The sequence below is a fragment of the Idiomarina sp. OT37-5b genome (assembly GCF_002968395.1).
Taxonomy (GTDB): Bacteria; Pseudomonadota; Gammaproteobacteria; order Enterobacterales; family Alteromonadaceae; genus Idiomarina; species Idiomarina aquatica.
Window position 1 is genome coordinate 801,136 of the sequence record NZ_CP027188.1, and the last position, 18,626, is coordinate 819,761.

At 54.6% G+C, this 18,626-nt stretch carries 13 protein-coding genes; 7 read left to right on the forward strand and 6 right to left on the reverse strand.

Going from position 1 to position 18,626, the window contains the following annotated elements:
- Nucleotides 1–129: 129 nt before the first annotated feature.
- Together C5610_RS03625 and C5610_RS03630 are read right to left on the reverse strand one after the other, a co-directional pair.
- The gene (locus tag C5610_RS03625; RefSeq protein ID WP_105305946.1) at nucleotides 130–849 is read right to left on the reverse strand and encodes a UDP-2,3-diacylglucosamine diphosphatase; all 720 of its coding nucleotides are present in this window, start codon (nucleotides 847–849) and stop codon (nucleotides 130–132) included.
- Nucleotides 850–857: 8 nt separating this feature from the next.
- Nucleotides 858–1,355 (reverse strand): peptidylprolyl isomerase, encoded by a 498-nt coding sequence (locus tag C5610_RS03630; protein ID WP_105305947.1) that lies wholly within the window; start codon nucleotides 1,353–1,355, stop codon nucleotides 858–860.
- Nucleotides 1,356–1,475: 120 nt separating this feature from the next.
- On the opposite strand from C5610_RS03630, the gene cysS reads away from it, so the two are divergent.
- From cysS to C5610_RS03645, 3 genes are all read left to right on the forward strand, one after another.
- A complete protein-coding gene (gene cysS, locus C5610_RS03635; protein ID WP_105307697.1) occupies nucleotides 1,476–2,855 on the forward strand; it encodes a cysteine--tRNA ligase in 1,380 nt (459 codons plus the stop codon).
- Between the two features lie 28 nt (nucleotides 2,856–2,883).
- On the forward strand, nucleotides 2,884–4,428 hold the full coding sequence (locus C5610_RS03640; RefSeq protein WP_105305948.1) for a M17 family metallopeptidase: 1,545 nt from the start codon (nucleotides 2,884–2,886) through the stop codon (nucleotides 4,426–4,428).
- 245 nt (nucleotides 4,429–4,673) lie between these two features.
- The gene (locus C5610_RS03645) at nucleotides 4,674–6,362 is read left to right on the forward strand and encodes a GNAT family N-acyltransferase (RefSeq protein ID WP_105305949.1); all 1,689 of its coding nucleotides are present in this window, start codon (nucleotides 4,674–4,676) and stop codon (nucleotides 6,360–6,362) included.
- Between the two features lie 211 nt (nucleotides 6,363–6,573).
- Here the strand turns inward: C5610_RS03645 and C5610_RS03650 are convergent, their stop codons facing one another.
- Nucleotides 6,574–8,226: a M28 family metallopeptidase gene (locus C5610_RS03650; protein ID WP_105305950.1), complete on the reverse strand. Its 1,653-nt coding sequence runs from the start codon at nucleotides 8,224–8,226 to the stop codon at nucleotides 6,574–6,576.
- A gap of 174 nt (nucleotides 8,227–8,400) precedes the next feature.
- Here C5610_RS03650 and C5610_RS03655 point away from each other — a divergent pair, with 174 nt between their 5' ends.
- From C5610_RS03655 to C5610_RS03665, 3 genes are all read left to right on the forward strand, one after another.
- The gene (locus tag C5610_RS03655; protein WP_105305951.1) at nucleotides 8,401–10,599 is read left to right on the forward strand and encodes a TonB-dependent receptor; all 2,199 of its coding nucleotides are present in this window, start codon (nucleotides 8,401–8,403) and stop codon (nucleotides 10,597–10,599) included.
- A 104-nt stretch (nucleotides 10,600–10,703) separates the two neighbouring features.
- Complete coding sequence (locus C5610_RS03660; RefSeq protein WP_105305952.1) at nucleotides 10,704–12,947, forward strand: S9 family peptidase; 2,244 nt, start codon at nucleotides 10,704–10,706, stop codon at nucleotides 12,945–12,947.
- 47 nt (nucleotides 12,948–12,994) lie between these two features.
- Complete coding sequence (locus C5610_RS03665; protein ID WP_105305953.1) at nucleotides 12,995–13,387, forward strand: acyl-CoA thioesterase; 393 nt, start codon at nucleotides 12,995–12,997, stop codon at nucleotides 13,385–13,387.
- A gap of 16 nt (nucleotides 13,388–13,403) precedes the next feature.
- Here C5610_RS03665 and C5610_RS03670 read toward each other — a convergent pair whose 3' ends face one another.
- Together C5610_RS03670 and fldB are read right to left on the reverse strand one after the other, a co-directional pair.
- Nucleotides 13,404–15,815 (reverse strand): zinc-dependent metalloprotease, encoded by a 2,412-nt coding sequence (locus C5610_RS03670; RefSeq protein WP_105305954.1) that lies wholly within the window; start codon nucleotides 15,813–15,815, stop codon nucleotides 13,404–13,406.
- Between the two features lie 16 nt (nucleotides 15,816–15,831).
- The gene (gene fldB, locus C5610_RS03675; RefSeq protein WP_105305955.1) at nucleotides 15,832–16,359 is read right to left on the reverse strand and encodes a flavodoxin FldB; all 528 of its coding nucleotides are present in this window, start codon (nucleotides 16,357–16,359) and stop codon (nucleotides 15,832–15,834) included.
- Between the two features lie 110 nt (nucleotides 16,360–16,469).
- On the opposite strand from fldB, the gene C5610_RS03680 reads away from it, so the two are divergent.
- A complete protein-coding gene (locus C5610_RS03680) occupies nucleotides 16,470–16,733 on the forward strand; it encodes a YfcL family protein (RefSeq protein WP_105305956.1) in 264 nt (87 codons plus the stop codon).
- Nucleotides 16,734–16,746: 13 nt separating this feature from the next.
- Here C5610_RS03680 and mnmC read toward each other — a convergent pair whose 3' ends face one another.
- On the reverse strand, nucleotides 16,747–18,516 hold the full coding sequence (mnmC, locus tag C5610_RS03685; RefSeq protein ID WP_105305957.1) for a bifunctional tRNA (5-methylaminomethyl-2-thiouridine)(34)-methyltransferase MnmD/FAD-dependent 5-carboxymethylaminomethyl-2-thiouridine(34) oxidoreductase MnmC: 1,770 nt from the start codon (nucleotides 18,514–18,516) through the stop codon (nucleotides 16,747–16,749).
- Nucleotides 18,517–18,626 lie beyond the last annotated feature (110 nt).

Below are 18,626 nucleotides of genomic sequence, written 5' to 3' on the forward strand. Positions count from 1 at the left end.
CACGCGCGATTGCATCGCGCTAAGCCGATGGCTACTTACGATCTGAACTTTCGTAGCTTGCGCCTCGGGCGCAAGTTACCTCTTCCGGTATCTTCTGACAATCTCTCGTGGGTGCGCCTCGGGCGAAAGTTACTTTTTGTAGATGCCTGAATATCGTTTGGGGTTGACTATTTTTTGGGCGTCGTACCAGTCGCCCAGTACGATGCGTTGGGCTTTTTGGCCGTTGGCGTAAAAGGCGTGGATGGCGGCGCGGTGGGTGTGACCGTGGATCAGTCGTTGTACCTGATGTTTTGCCATGACGTCGAGCACGGCCTGGTGTTGGGCATCCATCTGCCGCAACCGCTGTTGGCTCAGGTTGGGACGTTTTGAGGCGGAACCGGCGCGGAGTTTGCGGGCGATGCGCATACGCAGTGACAACGGCAGGTGACGCAGCACAAATTTACTGATCGGGTGTTGGATGATGGCGCGGTAGCGTAGGTAATCGACATCGTCGGTACAGAGGGTGTCGCCATGCATTAACAGCACAGGTTCGCCATCCAGCTCAATCACGGTTTCATCAGGCAGTATGGTTAAACCGACCTCATCGGCAAAGCGCTGACCCAGCATAAAGTCCCGGTTTCCGGGCATGAAGAACACATCCACGCCCGCCGCACTTAACTGCCGCAACTGGGCTTTGATGTGCGCGGCAAAATCACTGGGATCGTCATCGCCTAACCAGGCGTCGAATAAATCTCCGAGAATATATAGCGCATCGAGGTGTTGGTGTTGCTGACAGAAGTCGCTGAACGCGGCCGTGATGTCTGGCCGCGCCGGCGATAAGTGAAGATCAGCGATAAACGCAGTCGTCATGACAACGCTTAGTCGTTGATGGTGACTTTCTTGATGACCACATCTTCAACCGGTACGTCCTGATGGAATCCAGCAGAACCGGTTTTAACGCCTTTAATGGTGTTAACCACATCCATTCCGTCCACCACTTCGGCAAACACGCAATAGCCATAGCCATTCGGTGTTTCGTTCTGGAAGTTCAGGAAGCTGTTGTCATTGACGTTAATGAAGAACTGCGACGATGCGGAATGAGGATCCGGCGTACGCGCCATCGCAACCGTACCGACGGTATTCGGCTTCGCGGTTTTGGCTTCGTTCTCGATATTGTCACGGGTTTCTTTTTGCTTCATGCCTGGCTCAAAGCCACCGCCCTGAACCATGAACCCATCGATGACCCGGTGAAACAGGGTGTTATTGTAAAACCCGTCACGAGCATATTTCAAAAAGTTTTCAACGGTATTCGGCGCGGTGTCCTGATGCATTTCCAGCGTGATGTCACCGTGGTTTGTGTGTAATACAACCTGCATATTGGTATCCTGTAACAATGACTAAACCGGGCGCTAGTGTACCAGAGCGTTGCGTTCAGTGGTATCATTAGTGCTTTAACCGAATCTTATCAACCATCGAAAAAAGGAAGCGCAGCAACCATGGCACTGACACTGTTTAATACCCTGACTCGTGAAAAGCAGACGTTTACGCCGCTTAACCCCGGCAAAGTGGGTATCTACGTGTGCGGTGTTACCACTTACGACTTCTGTCACATTGGCCATGCGCGTACCTATGTGGCCTTTGATGTGGTGGTGCGCTATCTGCGCAAATTGGGGTACAGCGTCAAGTACGTTCGCAACATCACCGATCTGGACGACAAAATTATCCGCCGGGCGATGGAAAACGGTGAAGATTTCCACGCCGTGACCGAGCGTTTTATTGCGGAAATGCATCAGGATTTCGATGCCCTGAACCTGCTGCGCCCGGACGTTGAGCCGCGGGTCACCGAACACATGGACCAAATCATTGCTATGATCGAGCGCTTGCTGAGCAACGGCCACGCCTATGTTGCCAGTAATGGTGACGTGTTGTTTGATGTGTCCACCTTCGCTGATTATGGCCGCCTCAGTCGTCAGGACTTAGAGCAACTGCAGGCGGGCGCCCGGGTCGAAGTGGACAACGCGAAAACCGATCCACTGGATTTTGTGTTGTGGAAGAAAGCGAAAGCCGGAGAACCGAGCTGGGACTCACCCTGGGGACCGGGCCGTCCGGGCTGGCACATTGAATGTTCGGCGATGAATAAAGAACACCTGGGTGAAACCTTTGATATCCACGGCGGAGGCTCGGATTTGACCTTCCCGCACCATGAAAATGAGATTGCGCAAAGCTGCTGCGCTAACCAGTCAGACTACGTTAACTACTGGATGCACAGCGGCATGGTGCAGGTTGACGACGTTAAGATGTCAAAGTCGCTGGGTAACTTCTTTACCATTCGTGACGTGCTGAACGCTTACGACGCCGAGACCGTGCGTTATTTCTTGCTGTCGAGCCATTACCGCTCGCAGTTGAACTACACCCAGGACAATTTAGAGCAAGCGCATGCCGCGTTGGAACGTTTGTACACGGCGTTGCGCGGCATTGAGCCGGCAGCGGTAAGTGCGGAATTGCGTGATCCTTACTGGCAGCGTTTCAGCGCCGCGATGAACGACGATTTTAATGCGCCGGAAGCCATGAGTGTGCTGTTCGATCTGGCCCGCGAGCTGAACCGTGTCCGTGACAGCCAGCCGCAGCAGGCGGCACAATTGGCCAGTGTGCTGAAAGAGCTGGCTGAGGTGCTGGGCTTGTTGCAACAGGCGCCGGAGCAATTTCTTCAGGGCGACAGCGACGATGTGGCATTGATCGAGTCGCTGATCGCCAAACGTAATAACGCCAGAGCAGAAAAAGACTGGGCGGCAGCCGATGCAGCGCGTGATGAACTGACCGCGATGGGTATCGTGCTGGAAGACGGCGCTGACGGCACCCAGTGGCGCCGCAGCTAACACGCCCTTAACCGGAGGTAAAAGAATTATGGCATTTGCACAATTACACTGCGTGGAATCACTGGCGCAGGCGAAAGAAAACCAAAACGTCGATGCGCTGATCGTGATCGGCCCGTTTGACCGCATCGACGATACCGAGCTTAGTGAAGCCATTCGTGGGGCTCAACAGGCTGACCAGCGCATTGGCAAGGAAACCTTGCTGTTGTTGCAGGACGGTGTGCCGGGCAAGCGTCTGGTGCTTGCGCCGACCGGGCCACTGAACCGTGACTATGATGACGTTCGTCAAATTTTCGATGCCGCCGCTAAAGCCGCTAAAATGGCGCAGGACGCCGGCGCCCGCCATCCGGTGCTGATGCTGAATGCGGTTAATACTCAGGACGAACGCTATCAGAACGCGCACCTGGCAGCCTATTTGGGTGTTTGTCAGGCGCTGTATCAGCCGCTGGAAGCGCGCGAAGCGCTGGGCGAAGATGACATTGAGCCGACCAAAGACGTGACCCTGGTCGGTGCGCTGAACCGTGACTGGGCAATGGCGTTGGAAGCCGGTAAACGGGTGGCCCGTGATCTTGCCGGAACCGAGCCAGAGCGCATGGCTCCGCTGCGTTTTGCCGAGTACTGCCGACAAGCGTTTGCACACACGGCGGTTAAAGTCACGGTGATCGACGATTATCAACAACTGCAGCATGAGTACCCACTGGCGGCTGCCGTCGGGCGTGCGTCGATGGACGTAGAACGTCACCGTCCCTGCGTCATTCGACTGGAGTACAAAGGCAGCAAGCCCGAGCGCACGGTGATGTTTGCCGGTAAAGGGATTGTTTACGATACAGGTGGTGCGGATCTGAAAACCGGTGGTCACATGGCCGGCATGAGCCGTGATAAAGGCGGTGCGGCTGCGGTGGCGGGTTTTGTTAAAACGGTTGCTGAAGTACAGCCGGAACATCTGCACGTGATCGCGGAAATTGCCGCGGTGCGCAACAGCATCGGCGCCGACGCTTTTGTGGCTGATGAAATCATTACCGGCCACAGCGGCAAACGGGTACGCATCGGTAACACCGACGCGGAAGGGCGCCTGGCAATGGCTGATTTGCTGTCGCATCTGCGTGAGCAGGCCGCCGCCAGTGAGTTACCTTGTGATCTGTTTACTGTGGCGACCCTAACCGGCCATGCGGCCTTGGCAAAAGGTCCGTACACAGCGTTGGTGCCAAACGGACCGGCGCGTAAAGCACAGCTGGCTCAGCAGTTGTTTGAGGTCGGCGAAGTGTTTGGTGACCCGGCAGAAATTTCCTGGTCGCGGCGCGAGGATTTTGACTTCGTTAAAGGCCGCACGCTGTGTGATGATCTGCTGTCATCAAACAACGGACCGTCAGCAACAACCGCCCGTGGACATCAGTTCCCGATGGCGTTTTTAAGCGGTGTTGCGGGTCTTGATGAGCATGGTATTGCCAGTGATAAACCGCTGAATTATGTCCATGTTGATATTGCTGGCAGTGGTGTTGAGGGCGGTGACTGGCAACACGGTAAGCCGACGGCGGCACCGGTCACGATGCTGGCCGCGCAATACCTGCGGAAATAATGGCTATTTGCCCCTTACGGCGCGGCTGTTAGCAACATCGCTGCGCTCGTTGCGGCTGTTTGTGCTACGCATGGCTTTTACTGCCGTCAGGCAAACAACCTTAGCGGCCGAAGGCACGCTAAAAACAGCCGTCGCGAAGCGACAAGTAGCCGCAGCGCAGCTGCAAAAAGCCGGCCGAAGGCCATTCATCTTAATGTCATAAAATCGGCTTAAGCTGTTCTCATCGCAACGATGAGGACAGCCCCATGTTGAATGTAGAAGACGTTGTAAAAGAGAGCCTGCCGCGGATCCATAACAAACCCTGGCTGGCCAAACCCACCACCTGGTTTTTACGCAACCTCCTGCACGAGAGCGATATCCGCGATTTTAGCCAACGCTATCCTGAACTTAACGGCATTGATTTTGTTGAGCAGGTGTTGGACTACTTTAACTTTTCCTACGCCTACCGCAGCAGCGAGCTGGACAACATTCCCACCCACGGGCGGGTAGTGATTTTTGCCAACCACCCGATCGGTTCATTGGACGGGCTGGCGCTGTTGAAACTGGTCAGCGAAGTGCGGGCTGACGTTAAGATCGTTGCCAACGATTTGCTGATGAAACTGGAACCGTTGCAGTCGATGTTACTGCCGGTACGCGTGTTCAACGGCCAGAGTTCGCGTGACGACATTCGCAATATTCACCGGCATCTTGAGGCCGAGGGTGCGGTGATTGTGTTCCCGGCGGGCGAGGTTTCACGACTGCGGCCGCAAGGGGTACGCGACACGCGCTGGCAACAGGGCTTCTTAAAGCTGGCGAAACGCTGTGAAGCGCCGTTATTACCGATCCGCCTGCACGCGCATAATTCAGCACTGTTCTATACCGCCTCGATGGTTTACAAACCGTTGGCAACGTTGTTGCTGGTCAAAGAAATGTTCCGCCAGCAGCGCAAGCACGTCAGTTGCCGGATTGGTGAACTGATCCCATTCAAAGCGTTGGACGCTACACGGTTATTGCCGGTAAAACAGCAGCTCAAGTTACTGAAAAAACATCTGTACCGATTGGGCACCAAAAAAGAGCTGATTTTTCCGACGCAGACCGCGATTGCCCGGCCGGAGCCGCGCCAAACTCTGAAGCAGGCCATCGAAGCCTGTCAGCAACTTGGCACCACGCCCTGCGGTAAACAGATTGTGTTGTATGAATTTTCCGGCAGCTCGCCGATTCTGCGCGAAATTGGTCGTTTGCGGGAAGTGGCGTTTCGCGCCGTCGGTGAGGGCACCTGGCAGCGCCGTGATCTGGATGATCACGATCGGTATTACATGCACCTGATCCTCTGGGACCCGGCGGATCTTGAGATTGCCGGTGCATACCGGCTGGGTGACTGTGCACAGATCCTGCAGAAGGTCGGCTCAGATGGATTGTATACGCAGGCGTTTTATCAGTTTGATAAAGCGATGTCGGATATTCACGCTGAGGGTCTCGAACTGGGTCGTTCCTTTGTTCAGCCGCGCTATTGGGGCAAACGCAGTTTGGATTATCTGTGGATGGGCATTGGTGCGTTGCTGCGCGCGCGACCGCAGTACCGTTATCTGTTCGGCTCGGTCAGTATCAGTAATGCCTTGCCGGACCCGGCGAAAGAGGCGTTGGTGACCTTCTACCGGCATTATTTTCCGGCGCAGCAACCCTTGGCTGTGGCCAATCACCCGTATCAGCCGGACGCGCGGCATTTTCGTTTAAGCGGCTGCTATGAAGAAGACTTCTGCGATCTAAAAAGTTATCTGGCGTCGATGGGCACCGCGGTGCCGACGCTGTATAAGCAATATGCGGATTTATGCGAGAAGGGCGGTGTGCAGTTTTTGGCGTTCGGGGTGGACCCGGATTTTTCCAATTCAATTGATGGTTTAGTGCTGGTTGATGTGACTAAGCTGAAGGCCAAAAAACGCAAACGCTACTTGTAGGTCGCGCATCCTGCGCGACGGCTATTTGGCCCTCCGGACCGGCTGTTTTTAGCGAGCCTCCGGCCGCTGAGGCTGTTTGCCTGACGGCGGTAAAAGCCGTGCGTAGCACAAACAGCCGCAACGAGCGAAGCGATGTTGCAAACAGCCGTCGCGAAGCGACAAAAAGCCGCAACGCAGTTGCAAACAGCCGCAGCGCAGCTGCAAACAGCTGTTACTCCTGGAACTGCTTACCGAAGTAAGAGTCTTCCAACCATTGTGGGCGCTGGTCCGCGTTAGCGATTTCTTTGCCGATTTCGAAGTTGATGTTGGTGAAGCGTGCGCCCGCTTCGTAGTTCACATCGTGTACCTTCAAGTCATCGCTTGGGCGGTGGTAATGTTTCGCAAAGAATTTACCCCAGACTTCGCCACCGTCTTCGCCTTCGGTGCGAGAGGTAAAGCCAGTCATCAGGAACACCGCCGGAATGCCTTTTTTCACCAGGGTGTAATGGTCTGAACGGGTAAAGATCGCCTGTTCAGGCATTGGATCCGGGCTTTGCTTGGTATCGTATTTTTCCGCGGCCTTGGTTACCGTGTCACCCAGTGTTGAGTGCGAAGCACCAAAGGCGATGACGTCGGCAAAATCGTACAGTAGCACCGGCATATCCAGGTTTACGTTAGCGACGATGCTGTTTAACGGTACGGTTGGGTTGTTGGCGAAGTAATCGGCGCCAAGCAGGCCTTTTTCTTCCGCGGTTACCGACAAGAACATGATTGACCGTTTGTTGTCGATACCTGACTCAACAAACATACGCGCGGTTTCCAGCATTACAGAAACACCGGAGGCGTTGTCCATGGCACCGTTGTTGATGGTGTCATCACTGCTCATGTCTTTCACCACACCGATGTGGTCTGAGTGCGCGGTGTAAACGACGTACTCGTCTTTCAGGTTCGGATCGGTGCCCGGTAATACCGCTGCCACGTTCGGGCTGCTGGTTTCTTCGTGGGTCGATTCTTTCACCAGTTTCACCGAGCCGTCCAGTGCGAAACCTTTTGGTGAGAAGTTAGGATCTTCCTGAATTTGTTCAAAAATGGTGTCCAGCGCTGTGGGCGCATTGGCAAACAGTTTTTGTGCCGGCTCATCGTCGAGATACGCAGAACCCATCAGCTGTTGTTCCTGACCCTGCGGCAGGCCGTTTGGACCGATCCAGGTCATGCGAGGCGTTTTGGTGTAGTAAACGCTGGTTTCGAACTTACGCACTTCTTCACGAACCGGGGTATGCAAGGTAATGATACCGACGGCGCCTTTTTCACGGGCGATGTCGTTTTTAATGTTGGCCAGGTGAGCGCCTTCTTCGCTGGGCAGGTTTTCCGGACGGCCGGTCAACATCACTACGATTTTACCTTCAACATCAAGGCCTTCGTAGTCGTTGAGACCAAATTCCGGGGCTTCCATACCGTAGCCGACAAACACCAGTGGTGCGGTCACTTCAGTGCGTTCGCTGTAATGGCTTGGACCTGTAATAAATTCTTTACCAAACTCAAAGCTCATCTCTTCGCCGTCGCGGGAATACACCATTTCGGCGCTATCGGCGACCAGCATGCTGGTGCGGAACGGGATGCGTTGATAGTAGGTGCCATCTTCGCCTGCTGGTTCAAGACCCAGTTGTTTGAATTCGCTGACGATGTATTTCGAGGCGATTTCGTGTCCTTCGCTGCCGGTTTGACGACCTTTTAAGTCATCACTGGCAAGAAATTCTAAATGCGCGCGGATGTTTTCCTGTTGCGCACTGACGCTGACATTTTTCGCAGGAGCGTCCTGCGCGCCACAAGCGGCGAGCGTTGCCGCAACGGCGGCGGGTAACAGCAGACGAGTTAACTTCTTCATGGTGTTCTCACAACGTATTGTTATTAAAAGATGTTGATTTAGCTTTGCCAGTGTACCTCAGCTATCCGTTCAGCACTAGCCGCAGGTGAACCTAAGAGTGTTGCAAATCGTAAACAGCAAGTGTAATGTTATATTATTACATTGAGTCGGTTAAGCAATGAGAAGGACAGTATCGTGAAGTTGAATGCCATTACCTTGAGTGTTTTAAGTATGACGGCCTGCGCTGCGAGCGCCCAACAGGCCGCGGAAACCACACAGCAGCCGGTGGATGAAACCATCGTTATCCGTGCGAATCCGTTGAATAAAACCGCGCTGGAGTCAACTCAGCCGGTTAACATCATCAGCGGTGATGAGCTTAAACAAAAGCATTCGCAGACGTTGGGTGAAACGTTGGCGCTGGAACCGGGTATTAACAACACCCACTATACCGCCGGTGCCGGTAGCCCAATCATTCGTGGCCTTGACGGCCCGCGGGTTAAAGTGACGCAAAATGGTCTGGACAGCGGTGACGTTTCGCGCGGCAGCCCGGATCATGCGGTGACCACGGAAACCAGCAGCGCTGAACAAATTGAAGTGTTACGCGGTCCGGCTACCTTGTTGTACGGCAGTGGCGCCATTGGCGGTGTGATTAATGTGGTCGACGGACGCATTCCGGCGGAACCAGTGTATGGTTTAAGCGGTAACGCGAACCTTCGTGGTGCTACGGTTAATGACCAAAAAGAGGCATCTTATAACATTACCGCGGGTAACGGAAGTTGGGCGTTTTACGCGGATGCGCATTATCGCCGTGCAGATGATTTTGAAACACCGACGTTCCTTAACGACGAAGGCGAAGTGGTTGATGTTGTCGAAAACAGCTTTGCCGATTCTGACGGTGCCAGCCTGGGCACTTCATACCACGGTGACTGGGGCTACTTTGGCGTGAGCTACGAAGCGCTGAACATGCAATACGGTATTCCCGGGCATGCCCATGAAGATCACGGTCATGAAGAAGAGGAAGAGCACGAGGACGAGCACGGAGCGCTGGAGGAGCATGACGAACATGATGAGCATGAGGGCGAAGCGCTGCCGTTTGCCGATCTGGAGCAGCAACGCTGGCAGTTCGCCGGCCAGTTTAATGCGCCGCTGCAGGGGTTCGAAGCGCTGGAGTTTCGTGCCGGCCTAACCGACTATCAGCACAGCGAAGTTGAAGGTGACATCCTTGGCACCCAGTTTAAGAATCAGCAAAAAGAATTGCGCGTGATCGCCAAGCATGAGCCGTTAGGCGGCTGGAGTGGCGCTCTGGGTTATCAGTGGGACATCAGTGACAAGCAAGCCTTTGGTGCAGAAGCCTTTACGCCGGATACCTCACGCCGTTCGCAAGGCGTATTCTGGTTGGTGGAACAGGAATTTGGTGACCATCACGTGGATTTGGGCGCACGCTACGAGCGCACCACATTGGCCAGCGACGACGTACGCCTGGATACCTTCAACTCGGTATCAGCGTCGGCCGGCTACCTCTACCACTTTGATAAATTCAGTTCGGTATCGGTTAATTTGAGCCATGCTGAGCGTGCGCCGAGTGCTACTGAAGTGTTTGCCAACGGCGAGCATTTCGCCACCCGCACCTACGAATTAGGTACTTTCTACGAGTTGCATGCGGAAGACAACGGCGAATATCACATTGAAGAAGCCGGGCACGCGCTGAATACCGAAACATCGAACAACATCGACGTTGGGTTTCACTACGAAAACGAACAATTGCACGCCGAGTTAAACGTGTTCTATAACCGCGTTGACGACTTTATCTATGAGCGCTTTACCGGCATCAGCAGTAACTTGTTGCACACCGACGAAGGTCATGAAGAAGCTCACGAGGAAGGCCACGAAGAAGGCCACGAAGAGCCGCATGACGAGCATGATCACGGCGCTGAAGAGGGCCTGCAAGTGGTGCAGTTTGCGCAGACCGATGCCGAACTTTATGGCTATGAACTGGATCTGAGCTACCGCATCGACGATCAATGGTCGTTGCACGGCTTCAGTGATTACACTCGTGCGAAGCAGCGCGGTGGTGATGACTTGCCGCGTATTCCGGCGCAGCGGATCGGTATCGAAGCCCGTTATCAGGCTCAACAGTGGGATGCGGCGCTGGGCTATACCCGCTACCTGGAACAGGATCGTATCGCCACCAACGAAACCGTCACACCAGCGTTTGGGTTGTTGGATGCGCGGTTGAATTATTACCCGCAGTGGCTGGCGCAGTATGGTGCCACGGTTTATCTGAAGGGTGAGAACCTGACTAACCAGTTGGGTCTGGTACACAGCTCGTTTTTGAAAGACGACGTGCCGATGGCCGGACGTAACCTGCAATTAGGGGTGTCAATAAACTTCTGAAGCGCACCGTTAATCGCAGCGTAACAGTATAACGCAGCATTATTTGGTATGCTTGCACGTTATCAATATGAGCAACGCTTTGATAGCAAGCAAGGACACCCGATATGCTGCGTTTTTCTATGCTGGCTGCGGCGGTTACCGCGGTATCAGCAAGTTTATGTTCAACCCCGGCTGCCGCTGAGCAGCTGACCATCGAACGAATTTTCTCGGCGCCGGCACTGTCCGGCGAATCCATTCGTGCCTTACGTTTTGCGCCGGACGGTCAGTCACTGACCTATCTGAAAGGGCGTGATGACGACGCCAGTCGTTATGACCTTTGGCAGTATCAAATTGACTCCGGTGAACACCGTCTGCTGGTGAATTCCGACAGCCTTTATTCGGGCCCGGAGAACCTCTCCGACGAAGAAAAAGCGCGGCGTGAACGGCTACGCTTGAGTGGTTCGGGGATTGTTTCCTATCAATGGTCGGCGCAGTCCGACGCGTTATTGTTCCCGCTTAACGGCGACGTCTATTACTACGATTTAGCGCAAGGCAAAGCGCGTCAGATTACCGATACTGAGGCGTTTGAAACCGATGCGCGGCTATCGCCGCAGGGCAATTATGTGTCCTTTATTCGTGAGCAAAACCTGTACACCGTGCATCTGGACAGCGGCAAAGAGCAGGCGATCACACACTCTGGTGGTGGTGCTATCAAATTTGGCATGGCGGAATTTGTCGCACAGGAAGAGATGGATCGCATGACCGGTTATTGGTGGGCGCCGGATGAGTCGTCATTGGTGTTAACCAAGGTTGACGAAACACCGGTTGACATTGCCACCCGCAGCGAAATCTATGCCGACCGTATCGATATGATCGAGCAGCGTTATCCGTTTGCCGGTACCGACAATGTCGATATTGATCTGGGTTGGGTGAAACTGTCTGAGCGTGAACAGAGCCTGGAGTCGACCATTCAGTGGCTGGGTTTGTCCGAGTTAGGGGATGGCTATCTGGCGCGGGTTAACTGGATGAACGACGGCAAACGTTTTACTTACCAGTGGCAAAGTCGCGATCAGCAAACCCTGGAACTGCGGTTGGTGGAAACCGAGGCGCTGAAGCAGCAAGTGCTGATCACCGAAACCAGCGACAGCTGGGTGAACATCCATGATGATCTGTACTTTTTGAACGACAACAAACACTTTGTCTGGGCGTCTGAGCGCAGTGGCTATAAGCATTTGTATCTGTATCGCGTGGACGGCAGTTTAATTCGTCAGTTAACCGCCGGTAATTGGGCGGTGGACGAATTGGAAGCCATTGATGAGCAAACCGGTGTGATTTATTTTAGTGGTCGTCAGTCGTCACCGCTGGAACGTCACCTGTACCGTAATCAGCTAAACACCGGTTCGCCGGGCTCGCCAAGCCGCATTACCGAGCGCGAAGGCATTCACAGTATTGTATTTGCCAGTGATGCACAATCTTACCTAGATACCTTTGAATCGCCTGAGCAACCGCCGCAGGTGAGCTTGCACGGACCGACCGGGGAACGACTGGCGTGGTTGAATCAGAATGAAATTAACAAAAACCATCCGCTGAAGCCGTATTACCGGGACTGGTTGTATCCAGACTACGGCACGCTGGAAGCTGATGACGGCCAGACGTTATATTATCAGCTGACCAAACCGGCCAATTTTGACAGTCAGAAGCAATATCCGGTGATGGTATACGTTTATGGCGGCCCGGGCGTGCAGGTCGTCGATAAAGGCTGGGGTAACCTGTTTGTGCAGTACATGGCACAACAGGGGTACGTGGTCTTCAGCCTTGATAACCGCGGCTCAGCCAATCGCGGCAAAGCCTTTGAAGCGCCAATTTACCGCGCTATGGGGGAGCCGGAAGTGCGCGATCAGATGCGTGGTGTCGACTACTTGCGCACGTTGGACTTTGTCGACCCGGATCGGATCGGCATCTATGGTCACAGTTACGGTGGTTACATGACGTTAATGTCGATGTTTAAAGCGCCGGATTATTTTGCGGCGGGCGTATCGGGTGCTCCGGTTACCGACTGGGCGTTGTATGACACGCACTACACCGAACGTTATATGGGCATGCCACAAAACGGAGACGCTTACCAGAATTCGTCGGTGTTTCCGTATGCGGAAAAGCTGCGGGGCGACTTGCTCATTTATCACGGTATGGCCGATGACAACGTGCTGTTTACCCACAGCACCAAGTTGTACAAGCAGTTGCAGGATAATCGCCAGCAATTTCAGATGATGAATTATCCGGGCAAAAAGCACTCGCTGAATGGCACTGCGACGAAAATTCACCGGCATCAGCTGATCCACGACTTTTTTCAACAAACGCTTAAAAAATAATGCGTTATACTTAGCGACTCTTTCACTTAATTTGTTAAGGAGTCGCTATGCGTTTTCTTTCCCGCCGCCTGGTTATGCCCAATGACCTTAACTTTGCCGGCTCTTTATTCGGTGGCCGTATTCTGGAATGGATTGACGAAGAAGCCTACATCTTCGCCAGTTGTCAGTTGGAAGCCAAAAGCCTGGTCACCAAGCACATCGGTGCCATCACGTTTGAAACCTCTGCGTTCCAGGGGGACGTGGTGGAATTTGGCCTGCAGGTGAAAAAAGCCGGCCGCAGCTCACTGACGATTACTTGTGTGGTGCGTAATAAACACACCAAACAAAACATCTGTGTGGCGGACGACATTGTCTTCGTTCACATTGATCCTGAAACTCGCCAGCCGACTCCGCACGGTAAAACCAAAGCCGAGCTGGACGAAGCTAAAATCGACGTTTAACGCGTCGGGGTTCGCCTTAAATCGGCGAACCCGGAGGTAATGGATGTGGCTGGTAATTGGCTGGCCACGTTCCTTCATCTAAGTAAGTCTGCAACTGCTGCGCTAAGGTGTTAGCCAGGCCGTTATCGCTGTTGTTCAGCTTTTGTTGCTGAGTTTGCAAGGCACGGCGCAGTGTCAACGCCACTTCTGGTGCTAACTGTTCATCCTCCAGCGCTTTCACCATCGCATTAAAGGCGGTGCTCAGCAGCCGTTGCCGCAACACATCATCTGGTTGTTGCTGCCAGTCTTCCAGTACCACTGCGGCGACCTGATTGAACAGCGCGGCTGCCGAGGGGACGTCGCTGTCGCGGGCGTGCTGTTGATGCAAGCGGTTAAGGCGGGCACTGTCAAACATTCGCGTTAAGCTAAAGTGCGCGGCGCTGGCTGCCCAACTGACCGGATCCGGGATCAAACCGGTACGGCCTTTAAAGCGCTCGCGGTTATCAGCGGAACCATACGCCAGAGGGACCATCAATTGTGCAACCTGCTGCGGCAATTGCAGTTGTTCGGCACGAATGGTTCTCAGCAGTTGCTGTAACGCGCGTTGCTGGTTAGCGGCGCCAACCGGCTGGTAGTTTTTCGGCGCGCTGTCGTTCATGTAATAGCGGTAATGAACACCGCCGAGCACCTTAACCGCGGCTTCGGTCTGGTAGCGGTGCAGCAAATACATGGGTACCAGCACTTCCTGCAAGTCGCTGAGCGGCGCGTCAGCAGGCAGTTGGCTCTGACCAAAGTTTTGCAAAACTTGTTCGCGCACGGTCAGAATCCGCTGCAGTTCGGTCACCGGGTCGGCACCATTGTCCCACAGGTGAGCGGTGGGGTGCGCGCCGCTAACGGGGCGGGCGTCGCGGTCGGAAATAAATTCGAGCCCCAGTTGCTGGTTTTCGGCCAGAATACGTTGCAACTGTTCTGACTCCGACGGCATACCGCCAAAGTCACTGTAACCGTAGGCAATGACTTGTTTGTCCCAATCACCCAAACCGACGTCGTAAGCCTCTTGCAGGCTCAGCGTGCCGTCAGTGGTGAGGGTGACCAGCGGGTGCGGGTAATCCATCACGGAAGCCCGGTCCTGCGGTGATGCGGCAAAGTTATGGGCGATACCCAGGGTGTGGCCAATTTCGTGGGCGCTGAGCTGGCGGATACGCGCCAGAGCCATGGTCTCGATGGTTTCCTTCAACTCGGCGCGGTTATCGCGATGAAATGGACCGAGCAGGCCTTCGGCGATTTTCATGTCCTGACGAACGCGCAATGAACCGAGTGTCACGTGACCTTTGATGATTTCGCCGGTACGCGGGTCGATCACCGACGAACCATAGGACCAGCCACGGGTGGCACGATGCACCCACTGGATGACGTTGTAGCGTACGTCCATCGGGTCAGCGCCGTCCGGTAACACTTTGACTTGAAACGCGTTTTCGTAACCGATGGCGTCAAACGCCTGTGCCCACCATTGTGCCCCTTCAAGCAATGCGCTTTTCACCGGCTCCGGTGCGCCCGGATCCAGGTAGTAGACAATAGGCTCACGCGCTTCACTGCGGGAGGCGATAGGGTCTTTTTTGTTGAGCCGGTGACGGGGGATTACTTTGGTTTCCAGATCACTGCCCAGCGGCGCGGAATAGTCGACAAAGGTTTCGGCCCAAAAGCCGCTGTTGGGATGGAAAGCTCGCGGCGTGTAGTTGTCGTCCGGCAGGCGGATGAAGGAGTGATGCAGGTGCAGCGTCAGCGCATTGCTGTCGGCTGCCACCTGACGCAGATAACGGCCGTTGCCTTCACCGGTAAACGTGACTTTGGCTTCGAGCTCGGTGTTATCGACAAAGGCTTTACTGCGCGCCGGATAAATCACCGAACGGCTGCTGTCGACGCTAAAGCTACCCTGGTTGGTGGATTTCAGCCGCTGACTGACGCCGTGGACATCGGACAGCAAATACGGGGTGTAATCGATCAATACCGAATTGCCGTCGTCGGCGCGCGCGACCACGTTAAAGCCATACAGTGCGCTGTCGGCAAAGGCTTCGTTGACGCTGTCGCGTTCGGCCTGGTTACGGCTGCTGGCGCGAAACCCGGTGTTATGCGCTAACAATAAGGCTTTGTCGCCTTCGACATGAAACGACGCTAACTGCGTCTGGCCAAGTTGACCGCGATCCAAACCGATGTCATTGGAGCCAAGCCCCCACGGCAACGAGGTTTGAAAAATAAAGGCGTCACCATCGACCGGCACCTGCAGGTAAATTTTGCCGTTGTGCTGATCGTGGTAAAAGGTATAAAAGCCCTGGTGTTGTTGCAGCGACTCGGTAAAACTTGCCACCGTCGGGACGTCAGCGTCTGCGTCAACGGCCGGCACCCAGGCGAGGCTTAGGATGAGTAGGGTTAAACTAATAACGTGCCGCATAACGGGTTCCTTATTATTATTCCAGTTGTTCTGCGATTTCTTCCAGCAATTGAGTGGTCCACTGTTCGATGCGCTCATCGGACAATTCATACTGTGAATCTTCATCCAGCGACAGTCCAACAAAATATTGCTGATCCTCGGTCAATGCTTTTGACGCAGCGAAGTCGTAGCCCTGGTTGGGCCAAAAGCCAATGCGTTTACAATTTTTGTCGGCAATGGCGTCATGCAACATGCCAAGGGCGTCCTGAAACCAGTCGGTGTAGCCTTCCTGGTCGCCCATACCGTATAGCGCAACCAGCTTGCCGTCCAGGTTAAGCGGCGTAATGTCGTCCCAGTGGCTTTCCCAGTCTTCCTGCAGCTCACCGAAGTCCCAGGTGGATATCCCGAAAATCAGAATGTCAAACTGCTCGGCTTCGGCCAAAGGGGTGTCTTTGATGTTGTAAAGCGACACGATGTCGGCGCCAATCGCCTGCTGAATTTTCTCCGCTGCGATTTCGGTATAGCAGGTGGTTGAACCATAAAATAAACCGATTTTTAGTGACATAGGCTAAGACGTCTCCTGTCGGATCGACGATAATGTTCGTGTAGGTGCGGATGCATTGTAACAAAAAGCTGGTTAAAATGGCCGCCAACTTATCATGAAAAGGATACCTTATGTCGCTTAACGTCGTGGTGGAACAACTGGAAGCCGTATTTGATCAAGCCTATGTCGACGGCACCGATGATGAGCTGTTTGCCAGTGGTTATTTGCGCGGACACTTTGATTTGGTGATTGCGAAAATGGAAATGAACGGAGAAACCGATCCGGCGTTGATCATGCCGCACCTGCGTGCTGCGGTTGAGCAGGCAAAGCATGAACTGGCGCCTGCGGATCAGGCGCACGTGCAAAACCTCATGGCGAAGCTGGAAGGCGTCTGAGCCGTGGCCGCGATTAGCGTGGTGTCAGCCGCGCTAACGCATCGCTGGATAATGGCTGCAGGCCGCCGGTAATTTGCGCGGCAAGCACCTCGGCCAATACTGGCGCGGCGGTCAGGCCGCGCGAACCCAACCCACTGCAAACATACACCTTATTGGCGACGAGCCCGGCCATCGGCTGGTGATCGGGGGTAGTGGCTCTTACACTGACGCGCGAAGCGACGTGTTCAAGCCCCGCGGCCCATGGTTGTTCGGCGCAGTCGGCAAGACTGGCCTGATTTTGCTGGTCATCTTCGCTACGCACATCGGTGCCGTCATCGCCGCGGTTGAAAGTCGCGCCAATACAATGCAGGCCGTTATCGGCCGGCACCATATAGCCTTTGTAGCACAATACGGTGCGCAACGCGGTGGTTGCCGGAGTAGCGCGAACCAGACTGATTTGCCCGCGTACCGGGTTCAGTGACGGCCGTTCGCCAGTGATGGCCTCCACCAGCGCAGCGCTGTGATGACCACAGGCGATAACGGTTGGGGTATGCGGTTGGACATCAGCAGGTTCAAACTGGGTCTGTTTGAGCTCGGCAGCAGCGCCGTCAAACAACGCCTTAACCAGTGGTGCCGGACGGAGCCAACCGGCTGCCGGGTACAACAGGCTGGGTTGACCAATGGCCAGGTTAGCGGCGGCATCGGCCTGTGCGGGTGTTTGCAGAGAGACGGTCTGCTCACTGTAAAGGCCGCTGGCAATTTTTTCCGCACGTTGACGGCGCTGAGGGTTAAAACCCGGTTGCATCACGCCACTGTCAAACCAGTGTTGATGACGCCAGGGCAAATAGTAACTGACTGCGGTGCTGAAGGCCTGCAGATAAAATTGACTCAGCGGCGTGGTTTCGGCGTGCAACAAGGGATACACCGCGCCCTGAGGGTTGCCCGAGGCGCCGTCGGCAATGCCGTTGCTGACCACCTTAACCGGCACGCCCCGGCGCGTTAGTGCCAGCGTCAGAGTTGCGGCCGCAATGCCACCGCCGACAACGGTAACGGCGTCGGTGCGCAGCGCTTGCTTGCACGGCAGTTGCGATTGCTGCGCCTGTCCACACAGCATCTCGCGCTTACGACCGAATCCTTTGACCTTTTCAACGCTAAAGCCGGCGGCCTGTAGCCCTCGCTTGACCACGCCGGCGGCTGTGAAGGTTGCATAACGGGTGTGTTGGTGAGCGCTGGCGGCCATCGCCTCGAACAAAAACGGCTGCCACATTTGCGGGTTCTTTGCCGGCGCGAAGCCGTCCAGAAACCAACGGTCAACCTGTCCCCGGGCCTGCTCGATAAATTGCGGCAGTTGATCCTCAATATCACCACACCAGAGGTCCAGTGTGACCCGCCCGTCGGCCAGACACAACCGGTGACAGCCTTGTTCTGGCGAAGGATAGACCGCAAGTAATTGATCACACAAGGGTTGCAGTTGCGGCAGTGCCTGATACGCTTGTTGTAACTGCGCGCGGCTGAGCGGAAACTTTTCAAAGCTGACAAACACCAGCCGGCAACTGGCCGGTGCGTGCTGCACGAAGGCCTGCCAACACAGCAAAAAGTTTAAGCCGGTGCCAAACCCGGTCTCTGTCACCACATATTCATAATGTTGCGGTAGCTTGGCAAATGCCTCGGGTAATCCATTGTGTTGTAAAAACACGTAGCGTGACTCATCAATGCCGCTGTCGACGGAAAAGTAAATGTCGTCAAATTGGTTCGATACGGGCACGCCGTCGCTGTTAAAGTGGATATCCGCCGTTGAATTCATTTAGCTAGCTCATGGAATCTGTCATAATGGACGCTATAATAACAGCCAATGGGTACAAATCGGTAGACAAAGCAGACCACCTGATGGGATTAGCTTCGTTACCATAGGCG

Excerpts from the sequence above, each read along its gene's own strand:
- C5610_RS03645 (WP_105305949.1), top strand. The coding sequence starts at position 4,674 with ATGTTGAATGTAGAAGACGTTGTAAAAGAGAGCCTGCCGCGGATCCAT.
- fldB (WP_105305955.1), bottom strand. The coding sequence starts at position 16,359 with ATGTCACTAAAAATCGGTTTATTTTATGGTTCAACCACCTGCTATACC.
- C5610_RS03650 (WP_105305950.1), bottom strand. The coding sequence starts at position 8,226 with ATGAAGAAGTTAACTCGTCTGCTGTTACCCGCCGCCGTTGCGGCAACG.
- C5610_RS03640 (WP_105305948.1), top strand. The coding sequence starts at position 2,884 with ATGGCATTTGCACAATTACACTGCGTGGAATCACTGGCGCAGGCGAAA.
- C5610_RS03665 (WP_105305953.1), top strand. The coding sequence starts at position 12,995 with ATGCGTTTTCTTTCCCGCCGCCTGGTTATGCCCAATGACCTTAACTTT.
- C5610_RS03670 (WP_105305954.1), bottom strand. The coding sequence starts at position 15,815 with ATGCGGCACGTTATTAGTTTAACCCTACTCATCCTAAGCCTCGCCTGG.
- cysS (WP_105307697.1), top strand. The coding sequence starts at position 1,476 with ATGGCACTGACACTGTTTAATACCCTGACTCGTGAAAAGCAGACGTTT.
- C5610_RS03680 (WP_105305956.1), top strand. The coding sequence starts at position 16,470 with ATGTCGCTTAACGTCGTGGTGGAACAACTGGAAGCCGTATTTGATCAA.
- C5610_RS03625 (WP_105305946.1), bottom strand. The coding sequence starts at position 849 with ATGACGACTGCGTTTATCGCTGATCTTCACTTATCGCCGGCGCGGCCA.
- C5610_RS03660 (WP_105305952.1), top strand. The coding sequence starts at position 10,704 with ATGCTGCGTTTTTCTATGCTGGCTGCGGCGGTTACCGCGGTATCAGCA.
- mnmC (WP_105305957.1), bottom strand. The coding sequence starts at position 18,516 with ATGAATTCAACGGCGGATATCCACTTTAACAGCGACGGCGTGCCCGTA.
- C5610_RS03630 (WP_105305947.1), bottom strand. The coding sequence starts at position 1,355 with ATGCAGGTTGTATTACACACAAACCACGGTGACATCACGCTGGAAATG.